We start from the raw sequence: 9188 nt of genomic DNA, 5'->3' as shown, positions 1-9188 counted from the left end.
GAGGTCGGGGCATGGCGCATCGAATACTCCTCCTGCACGCAGATCGCGCGTCGCAATAAAGCATATTCAAGTATGCGAATATATGCAAGGCCGCCGGAGGGGGGAAAGCTTGCGCCCTTGCGCTTGACGGCGGCAGGATCTTCGATTCTTCTGAAGAACCGGGGCGTCATCGTGCGGCGGCGCGCCTTCGCAGGGCTTGATTTCGCAGCATCTTGCGGAAAGGCAATGCCAGACTGGCGCCAGGAGTTCCAAAGCCAACGGGAGGAGAAGGGAATGAGGATCGGCTGCCCCAAGGAGATCAAGCCGCAGGAATTTCGCGTCGGCCTGGCACCCGCCGCCGCCGCCGAGGCGGTCATGCGCGGCCACCAGGTTCTGGTCGAGACCGGCGCCGGCCTGGGCTCGGGCTTCGCCGACGAGGATTACCTGGCCGCGGGGGCGCAGATCGCACCGGATGCGGCCGCGGTCTTTGCCGAGGCCGAGCTGATCGTCAAGGTCAAGGAGCCGCAGGCGCCCGAACGCGCCATGCTGCGGCAGGGGCAGGTGCTGTTCACCTATCTGCACCTGGCGCCCGATCCGGCACAGACGCGCGAGCTGCTGGCCTCGGGCGTGACCGCGATCGCCTATGAGACGGTGACGGATGCGCGCGGCGGGCTGCCGCTCTTGGCGCCGATGTCCGAGGTGGCGGGGCGGCTTGCACCGCAGGTCGGCGCCTGGGCGCTGCAAAAGGCCAATGGCGGGCGCGGCGTACTGCTGGGGGGCGTGCCGGGGGTCAGGCCGGCCAATGTGCTGATCATCGGCGGCGGCGTGGTCGGTGCCGCGGCGGCGCGGGTCGCGGTCGGCATGGGTGCCAACGTGACGGTGATGGACCGGTCGCTGCCGCGGCTGTCCTGGCTCGACGATCTCTTCATGGGCAAGCTGACTACCCAGCATGCCAGCGCAGCCGCGACCGCCGAGCTGATCCAGCGCGCCGACATGGTGATTGGTGCCGTGCTGGTGCCGGGGGCTGCGGCGCCGAAGCTGGTGTCGCGGGCGCAGCTTGAAACCATGCCGCGCGGCGCGGTGCTGGTCGATGTCGCCATCGACCAGGGCGGCTGTTTCGAGACCTCGCGCCCCACCACGCACCAGGATCCGATCTACGAGGTCGACGGCGTGATCCATTACTGCGTGGCCAACATGCCCGGCGCGGTGGCGCGCACCTCGACCCAGGCGCTCGGCAATGCCACGCTGCCCTTCCTGCTGGCCCTGGCCGACAAGGGCTGGCGCCGCGCGCTGGCCGATGACGCGCATCTGCGCGCCGGCCTGGCCACGCATGAGGGGCAGCTGACCTCGCCGCCGGTGGGCGAGGCGCTGGGGCTGGCGGCGATCACCCCCGACCAGCTGCTGGCCGGCTAGGGCTTCGCTGCGGCCCTAGCGCCAGAATCGCTTGGCATCGACGAAGGCCTCATGGGCTTCGGCGGCGGCCTCGATCAGGTTGCGCTTGTCGCGATCCGTGCCCAGGATCGCGGCCGCGGCGGGATCGCCGGCCAGGCCCAGCCGCTCGACCAGCGCCGGGGCGGCCGCCAGGTCGTTCAGCGCCCCCATGCGATCCTGCAACGCCTCGAGCGCGGCCAAGAAGCGCGCGGCCCGCCGCCTGCGGCGCTTTTCCGCATAAAGCGGCGCAAAGAACTCGGCGGCATAGCGCAGCTTCTTGGCGTCCTTGCGCAATTCGTGCCGGGTCTCGTCATCCACATCGGCAAGGCCGATGCCGTCCTTCTTGACCTTGCGGCGCAGGCGGTCGAGCGCGGCCGAGGCGTATTCGCGCAGGGGCAGGCCGCGGATCTCGGCGCCCGAGGGCTGCATGGTCCAGGGTCCGATGGCAAGGTATTCCGCCAGGTCAAGCATCAGCAGCCGCGCCCGGCGCGATTCCAGCATCCCGCGGGCCTGGTCATAGGCCGCCATCCGCGCCGGTTCCAGCCGGGCGCGCAACGCTTCCGGCCGGCAGCGCATGCGCAGCACGTCCAGGTCGCGCGCCTCGCCCAGCACCCCGGCAAGCCAGCGGGTTTCCCGGTTCAGCCGAGGGCCGGTCTCGTCCTGAAGCATCGGCCTGAAGATGGCAAAGGCCGAGCGCAGCCGGCGCAGCGCCACCCGTGCCTGATGCACGGCCTCGGGGTTCGCGGGGTCGACCAGCGGCTCGTTGAGCCGGAACTGCCGCAGGCAGGCGGCGCCGATCGCGCGAAACCCCTCTGCCGCCACCATGTCGCGATGCAGGGCGACCGGCGCCGCCTTGTGCATGTGCAGCACCGGCCCCAACAGGCGAAAGCCGTGATCCGCCTCGGTCAGGACGCCAAGGCGCAGCGGCGCGATCTCGTCCAGCCGGCGGGCCAGCGCGTAAAGGGCGGCGGGCGCGCCGTCGCGCAGCGCCAGCCGCAGCTCGCAGCGCGCCGAGCGGCGGTCGGCGGCCGTCACCTCGCCGCGGTCCAGCGCCAGCTCGATATCGGCGCCCTGCCAGGACAGGGTCCAGAGCTGCCGCCGGAGGCGCAGGCCGAACAGCGGGCCGATCTCGGCGATCTTCGCCGGCGGAAGCGTGCAAAGCGGCGTGCGCTCGTCCAGCACCGGCCTGTCGCCCGCGACGGGCTGGCGCCATTCCGGCAGCACGAACAGATCGGCGGTGCTGCCTGTGGCCCTGACGGTCTGGACGCGCGCGGTTTCGCCCTCACTTTCGCCTTCGCCTTCGCCTTCGCCTTCGGTCAGGCTCAGCGTGAAGCCGGCGGTGGCCAGATCCCGGTCGGGCGTGTCGAAATAGGTGGCACGGACCGGCAGGACGGCCGGCTCGCCCGGCAGCAGGTCCGAGGCGCGCAGGGCCTCGGCCGCATCGGGTGCGATCTCGAGCATCAGTTCCGGCACGGAGACCATGGTTTTCTGTTGCGGCATTTCGACCTTCCATCGGGCGCTTCCAGACATCGTGCCGGCCCGTCCCGGAACGGGTGGCGGCAGATGCAGGATAACCGATGCCTGAAACACCTCCATGTCGGTTTTCGCCGAAACGCCGATAGCGCCGGGATCATCGGCAGGGATCGGGCGGGCTGACCAGGCCGTGACCGAAGACCTCGTCATGGCCGGCCTTGCCCAGGTCGCGCGCACTGGATTGCAGCCGGGCCCGCACCTCGGCCGGGGTCAGGTCCGGCTCCTTCTGCATCAGCAGCGCGGCGGCGGCGGTGACGAAGGGCGTCGCGAAGGAGGTGCCGGTCTTGGTGCGCGCCCCGCGGATCGAGGCGGCGGTCCAGACATCCACCCCCGGCGCCGCCAGGTCGATATGCCCGCCCCGGTTCGCCCGGCGATAGACCTGGGCGCGGCGGTCGACGGCGGTGACGGCGATCACCTGCGGATAGGCGGCCGGATAGGCCGGCTTCGCCGCCGGCCCGCCATTGCCCGCCGCCGCCACCAGCACGATCCCGGCCCGGTCCATGCGGCGGATCTGTTCGGCCAAGGCGTCGTTGGCCGGCCCGGCCAGGGACAGGTTCACGATCCGCACCCGCTGCGCGGCCAGGTAGTCCAGCGCCTCGACCAGCGCGAAGGCATCGGCGCGCTCGTCCTGGCGCTGCTTGTGAAAGGCATCGACGGCGATCAGCGGCGCCTGCGGCACCAGGCCCGGCGTGCGGCTGTCGGCACGCCCGACCAGCAGCGCCGCCACCGCGGTGCCATGCAGCCTGTCGGAATCCGCCGCCCCGTCGCCCGAGGCGATGCGGTGCAGGCTGATCTGTGCTGTCTCCAGCGCCTCGTGCCCGATGTTGAGCCCGGTATCCACCATGCCGATCCGGGGCGGCGTGCCGCAGCCCGTGCCATGCGCCGGCCATGCGATCATCTGCCGGGCCGGGCAGTCGGCACCCCGGCAGCCCGGCGCATTGCCCGGCCGGTAGTAATGGTTGAAATCGGCTGCCGTGGCCGAGCCCATGCCGCGCACCACCTCGCGCGCCTGCTCAAGGGGCATGGCGGCGGGCTTGCGCAGACGGTGCATCGGCTCGCCCGCGCTCAGCCGGGTCTCGTGCAGCACCTCGAAGCCCATGCCCTGCAACTGCGCCAGGTCGGCGGGCGCCAGGCCGCGCGCGATCACCTCGTCCGGCGCGCGCTGGGGCAGGGGTGCGGCCTGCACCCGCGGCTGGGCCGGCGGCGCCCTGCGGCGGCGCGGGGCGTCATCGTCGTCGTCATCATCATCATCATCATCATCGTCGTCGTCGTCGTCGGCCCAGGCGGCAGCGGGCGCTGTCCAGTCGGCGCCGGGGCGCAGGTCGGCCAGCAGCATGGCGGCCAGCACGGTCACGAACAGCAGCAGGCGCGGCATTTCCCTTCCTCCATGAAGCCGGTTTCTGGACATTCTACGCCCGACACATTCTATTATTCCCCGCCCAGGTCAACTTTCCCCCTCCGGAGGTCTTCATGGATGCGGCTTTCGGCGAAGCCCTGATCGCCCTTTTGCCGAACCTGCGGCGGTTTGCGCTGTCGCTGTCGCGCCGCGCCGATCTGGCCGACGACCTGGTGCAGATCACCGTCGAGCGCGCCATCACCCATGCCGCCGGCTTCGACCGCAGCGCGCGGCTGGAGCCGTGGCTGTTCCGCATCATGCGCAACGCCTGGATCGACCAGACCCGGCGGCAAAGGACTGCAGGCGCCCAGCTCGACATCTTTGAAATGCCCGAGGCGCTGCCGGTGGACCCGGCCCCGGCGCTCGAGGCGCATCTGATGCTGCAATCGGTCGAGGCGGCGATGGCCACCCTGCCGCCCGAGCAGCGCGAGGTGCTGCATCTCGTCTGCGTCGAGGAGATGAGCTATGCCGAGACCGCCGAGGTGCTGTCGATCCCGGTCGGCACGGTGATGAGCCGGCTGTCGCGGGCCCGGCTCGCGCTGGCCGGGAAATTGGGAATAGAATGACGGGTGGCGCGTATACGGCGGGCAACCCGGCGGGAGAACAGGCCCATGCAGATCGACGATGAGACCCTGATGGCGCTGGCCGATGGCGAGCTGGAGCCCGGCCGGGCCGAGGCGGTGCGCCGGGCCGTCGCGGCCGATCCCGAATTGCAGCGCCGCCTGCACCGCTTTGCCGAGACGCGGCGGCTGCTTGGCACCCTCAGGACCGGCGCCGCAGGCGAAGACCCGCTGGCCGGCATGATCCGTGCCGCTGCCTCTGCCGCGCCGGAGCCTGCGCCGCAGGCGGCACCGTGCCCGCCCGCACCCGCGCCAAGGGCTCCGGCCGCGAACCTGAATCGCAGCCCATGGCTGGCGCTGGCCGCTTCGGCCGCGCTGGCCGTCCTTGGCCTTGGCTGGTGGGAGTGGTCGGGACGGGGCGGCGAAGGGCTGCCGGGGGCCGAACTGGCGGCGCTGGACGAATTGCCCTCGGGCGAGGTGCGGGTGCTGGCGGACGGCACCGAGATCAGCATGATCGCCTCGTTCCAGCTGCCCGAGGGGCAGCTTTGCCGCGAATACGAAACCGCCCGCGAGCGGATGCTGCGCATCGTGCTGGCCTGCCGCGACGCGGAGGGCTGGCAGGCGCGCTTCGCCGCCCGGTCCGAGGCGGATGGCGCGGACTACCGCCCGGCCTCGGGTCCGGAAAGCATCGAGGCGACGCTTGCCGCCCTGGATGCGGGCGAGCCGCTGACCCCCGAGGACGAGGCGCTGGCCCTGCGCGCCCTGGCCGGGGAATAGATCGGCGGCGGCGGCGTAATCCTGCGGTGAGACCGCAAAGGAGAATGCCATGACCGCCCGCACCCTTGCCCCGACCCTGTCGCTTGCCGAACCGCGCCGGCTTGTGGTCGCGCTGCTGGCCACGGCCATCCTGGGCGCCGCCTGGGGCCTGCCCGCGACGCTGGAGGCAGGGGGGCGGATCACGCTGGCCGTCTCGGCGCTGGCAGTGCTGGGCTGGGTCGGCACCCGCCTGCCGGAATCGCTGGTGGCGCTGGCTGCCGTGCTGGCGCTGGTGCTGGGCGGCGTGCTGAGCGAGGTACAGCTTTTCGCCGCGCTCGGCAGCGAACTGATCTGGCTGCTGCTCTCGGCCTTCGTCATCGCCGCCGTCGCCAGGGATGCCGGGCTGACCCAGCGGCTGGTCGCGCCGCTGATGCGCCGGGGCCTGCGTTTCGTGCCCTTCGCCCTGCTGCTGACGCTGCTGGTGGCGGCGACGGCTTTCGTGCTGCCCTCGACCTCGGGCCGGGCGGCGCTGCTGCTGCCGGTCTTTGCCGCGATCGCCGGCGGCCTGCCCGATCCGGCGCTGCGAAAGCCGCTGGCGCTGCTGTTTCCGACGGCGATCCTGCTTTCCGCCGGAGCCTCGCTGATCGGGGCTGGCGCGCATCTGCTGGCCGCCGCCAGCATCCGCAGCGCCACCGGCTTGCAGCTGGGCTATCTGGACTGGGCCATGCTGGGCCTGCCGTTCTCGCTGGCCGCCAGCCTGGCCGGAACCGCGCTGATCCTGCTGCTGTTCGTGCCGCGCGCCCTGCTGATGGCGCCGCTGCCCCGGATCGAGACGCCGCAGCCGGACCCGGCGACCCGCCGCCGCCAGGCCCGCATTGCCCTGGTGCTGGCGGCGGTGGTCGGGCTGTGGCTGACCGCGCCGCTGCACGGCATCGGCATGGCGCTGGCGGCGCTGGTCGGGGCGTTGGTGCTGCTGACCCCGCCCTTCGCCACCCGCAAGCCCAAGGAGATCTTCCGCGCCGTCGATGTCGAGTTGCTGCTTTACATGGCTGCGACCGTGCTGATCGCCCAGGCGATGACCGCGACCGGGACGGATCGCTGGCTGGCCGGCCATGCGCTGGCCGCGCTGCCACCGGCGCTGACGGGGAGCCGCGCTGCGGTGGTGGCGCTGCTGGCCGCCGCATCGGTGGCGGCGCATCTGGCGATCACCTCGCGCTCGGCCCGCGCGGCGGTGCTGATCCCGGCGCTGGCGCTGCCGATGGCGGGCTGGGGCCATGATCCGGCGCTGATGATCCTGGTCGCAGTCATGGGCACCGGCTTTTGCCAAAGCATGATGGCCTCGGCCAAGCCGGTGGCGATTTTCGGCCATGCCGAGGGCGCGGGTTTCGCGCAGCGCGACCTGATGCGGCTGGCGCTGCCGCTGGCGCCGGTCGTGACCGTGCTGCTGGTCGGCTTCGCCCTGCTGGTCTGGCCCGCGCAGTTGGAGCAGATGCGCGGCGGGGCGCGGGAAGCCCCCGTGGCGGCCTTGGCGGCGGCGGTCCCGGCCCCGGCGATTGCCGCCACCCGGCCCGCGCCCCGTCCCGCGCCCCGTCCCGTAGCCCAGCCCGAGCGCCCCCCGGCCGGGCCGCGCGATGTCCGCGCCATGGGCGAGTTGCAGCGGCTGCAGCACGAGGTGAACCGCGCCCTGCGCCCGGTGGGCCTGCGCATCACCATCCGATAAGACCCTTTCGGATCAAGGAGAAAGGGTGGCTCCGGCCGCTCTTTTCGCTTCCTGCCACGTATTTTTCGCATTGCGCCGGAATAATCCGCGGGCTTGGGCCGTAATCCCGCCAGACAACAGGAAAAAGGAGGCAGGATATGTCGCTGACCGTTCTGATCGCGCCCTCGGGGTTCAAGGAATCGCTTTCCGTCAACCAGGTGGCCGAGGCCATCGCCCGCGGCATCCGCCGCGCCGCCCCGCATGCCACCGTTTTGACGGCACCCATGGTCGATGGCGGCGAAGGCACGACCGAGGCGCTGATCGCTGCCACCGGCGGCCGCATGGTCGCCACCACCGTCACCGGCCCCCTGGGCCAGCCCGTGCCCAGTTTCTGGGGCATGATGGGCGGCGACGGCCCGCGCAGCGCGGTGATCGAGATGGCCGCGGCTGCCGGCCTGTCGCTGGTGCCGCGCGACCGGCGCGACCCGACGCTGACCACCAGCCGCGGCGTGGGCGAGCTGATCCTCGAGGCGCTGGACCATGGTGCGACGCGCATCCTGGTCGGCTGCGGCGACAGCGGCATCAACGACGGCGGCGCCGGCATGGCGCGGGCGCTTGGCGCGCGCTTTCTGGACGCCGAGGGGCGCGAACTGCCCGAGGGCGGCGGCGCGCTGGAGCGGCTGGAGCGCATCGATCTTGCCGGTCTCGATCCCCGGCTGGCGGGGGTGCGGATCGACGCGGCGGTCAACTGGCACAACATGCTGCTGGGCCCGCGCGGCGTGGCCCGCGTCTTCGGTCCGCAAAAGGGCGCCACGCCCGAGCAGGTCGAGGCGCTGGAACGCGGCATGACCCGCCATGCCGCCGCGATCCTGGCGGCCACCGGGCGCGACGTGGCCGGGATGGCGGGGGCGGGCGCCTCGGGCGGGCTGGGGGCGGGGCTTGCCGGCCTTGCCGGCGCAACGCTGCATCCGCGCTTCGACATCATGCTGGACTATCTGGATTTCGACCGGCTGCTGGCCCGCGCCGACCTGGTCATCACCGCCGAGGGCGCGCTGGACGGGCAAAGCCCCTATGGCAAGGTGCCCTGCGAGGTTGCGCGCCGTGCCGAGGCGCTTGGCGTGCCGACCGTGGCGCTGGCCGGCACCATCGGCAAGGGCGCGCGCCAGACCTATGAACACGGGATCGCCGCCTATGCCTCGATCATGCGGCGCCCCTGTTCGCTGGGCAAGGCCATCGACGAGGGCGGCAAGCTGCTGCGCGCGGCGGCCGAGAACACCATGCGCATGCTGCTGGTGGGCCAGCGCCTGGCCTGGCGCGCCCGCGGCGCCTGAACATTGCGACTTGCGCTCCCGGCCGAACCGGCAGCCGGGACGCGCGGGGAACGGCCGCCCAAGGCCGCTCCGATCCTGCCGGTCCAACGCAAGTGACGGAGAAAGACCATGGCCAGCATTCGTGGCAATGACGACGACAACCGCCTGTTCGGCACCGGCCTTGCCGATCAGATATGGGGCATGTCCGGCGACGACACCATCTTCGGCTACCAGGGCAATGACAGCATCTATGGCGGCGGGGGCAACGACCGCCTGGATGCCGGCCAGGGTCATAACCGGGTCTGGGGCGGCGAGGGCAATGACGTGATCCTGGCCGGCGCCGGCAACGACACCATCGACGCGGGCAGCGGCAATGACGTGGTGCGCGCCGGCAACGGCAACAACCGCATCACCCTGGGCGAGGGCAACGATCAGGCCACCACCGGCAACGGCCGCGATCACATCGCTGCCGGCGACGGCAATGATGTCGTCCGCGCCGGCGCCGGCGCCGACACGCTGATGGG

9 protein-coding genes are annotated in these 9188 nt (G+C 71.9%); 6 read left to right on the top strand and 3 right to left on the bottom strand.

The features are described 5' to 3' along the window. Window positions 1-293 (bottom strand): hypothetical protein (locus ACDP63_RS23205; RefSeq protein ID WP_409928713.1); only part of this gene is annotated, 293 nt, incomplete at its 3' end. Between ACDP63_RS23205 and ald the strand changes: the two genes are divergently transcribed. Then, window positions 274-1392, top strand: a complete 1119-nt coding sequence (gene ald / locus ACDP63_RS23200) for an alanine dehydrogenase (protein WP_024845955.1) — start codon at window positions 274-276, stop codon at window positions 1390-1392. The two genes, ACDP63_RS23205 and ald, sit on opposite strands and share 20 nt — an antisense overlap. Window positions 1393-1407: 15 nt before the next feature. Here the strand turns inward: ald and ACDP63_RS23195 are convergent, their stop codons facing one another. Together ACDP63_RS23195 and ACDP63_RS23190 are read right to left on the bottom strand one after the other, a co-directional pair. After that, window positions 1408-2910 carry a CYTH and CHAD domain-containing protein gene (locus tag ACDP63_RS23195; protein WP_051481156.1) on the bottom strand — a complete coding sequence of 501 codons (1503 nt, stop codon included), beginning with the start codon at window positions 2908-2910 and terminating at the stop codon, window positions 1408-1410. Between the two features lie 130 nt (window positions 2911-3040). Beyond that, a complete protein-coding gene (locus ACDP63_RS23190) occupies window positions 3041-4318 on the bottom strand; it encodes a S8 family serine peptidase (protein WP_051419846.1) in 1278 nt (425 codons plus the stop codon). Between the two features lie 95 nt (window positions 4319-4413). Between ACDP63_RS23190 and ACDP63_RS23185 the strand changes: the two genes are divergently transcribed. From ACDP63_RS23185 to ACDP63_RS23165, 5 genes are all read left to right on the top strand, one after another. Beyond that, window positions 4414-4905, top strand: a complete 492-nt coding sequence (locus ACDP63_RS23185; RefSeq protein ID WP_024845958.1) for an RNA polymerase sigma factor — start codon at window positions 4414-4416, stop codon at window positions 4903-4905. 45 nt (window positions 4906-4950) lie between these two features. Next, window positions 4951-5676, top strand: coding sequence for a hypothetical protein (locus tag ACDP63_RS23180; protein WP_024845959.1), 726 nt, complete (start codon window positions 4951-4953; stop codon window positions 5674-5676). Between the two features lie 49 nt (window positions 5677-5725). Beyond that, window positions 5726-7375, top strand: coding sequence for an SLC13 family permease (locus ACDP63_RS23175; protein WP_051419845.1), 1650 nt, complete (start codon window positions 5726-5728; stop codon window positions 7373-7375). A 137-nt stretch (window positions 7376-7512) separates the two neighbouring features. Continuing rightward, window positions 7513-8685: a glycerate kinase gene (locus ACDP63_RS23170; RefSeq protein ID WP_024845961.1), complete on the top strand. Its 1173-nt coding sequence runs from the start codon at window positions 7513-7515 to the stop codon at window positions 8683-8685. 108 nt (window positions 8686-8793) lie between these two features. Further along, on the top strand, window positions 8794-9188 hold a 395-nt coding region (locus ACDP63_RS23165), incomplete at its 3' end, for a calcium-binding protein (RefSeq protein ID WP_409928712.1).

The sequence above is a fragment of the Paracoccus sp. P2 genome (genome assembly GCF_046335115.1).
Classification (GTDB): domain Bacteria; phylum Pseudomonadota; class Alphaproteobacteria; order Rhodobacterales; family Rhodobacteraceae; genus Paracoccus; species Paracoccus pantotrophus.
The sequence above is the reverse complement of the archived record's forward strand: the minus strand, read 5'-3'. Positions and strand labels throughout refer to the sequence as shown.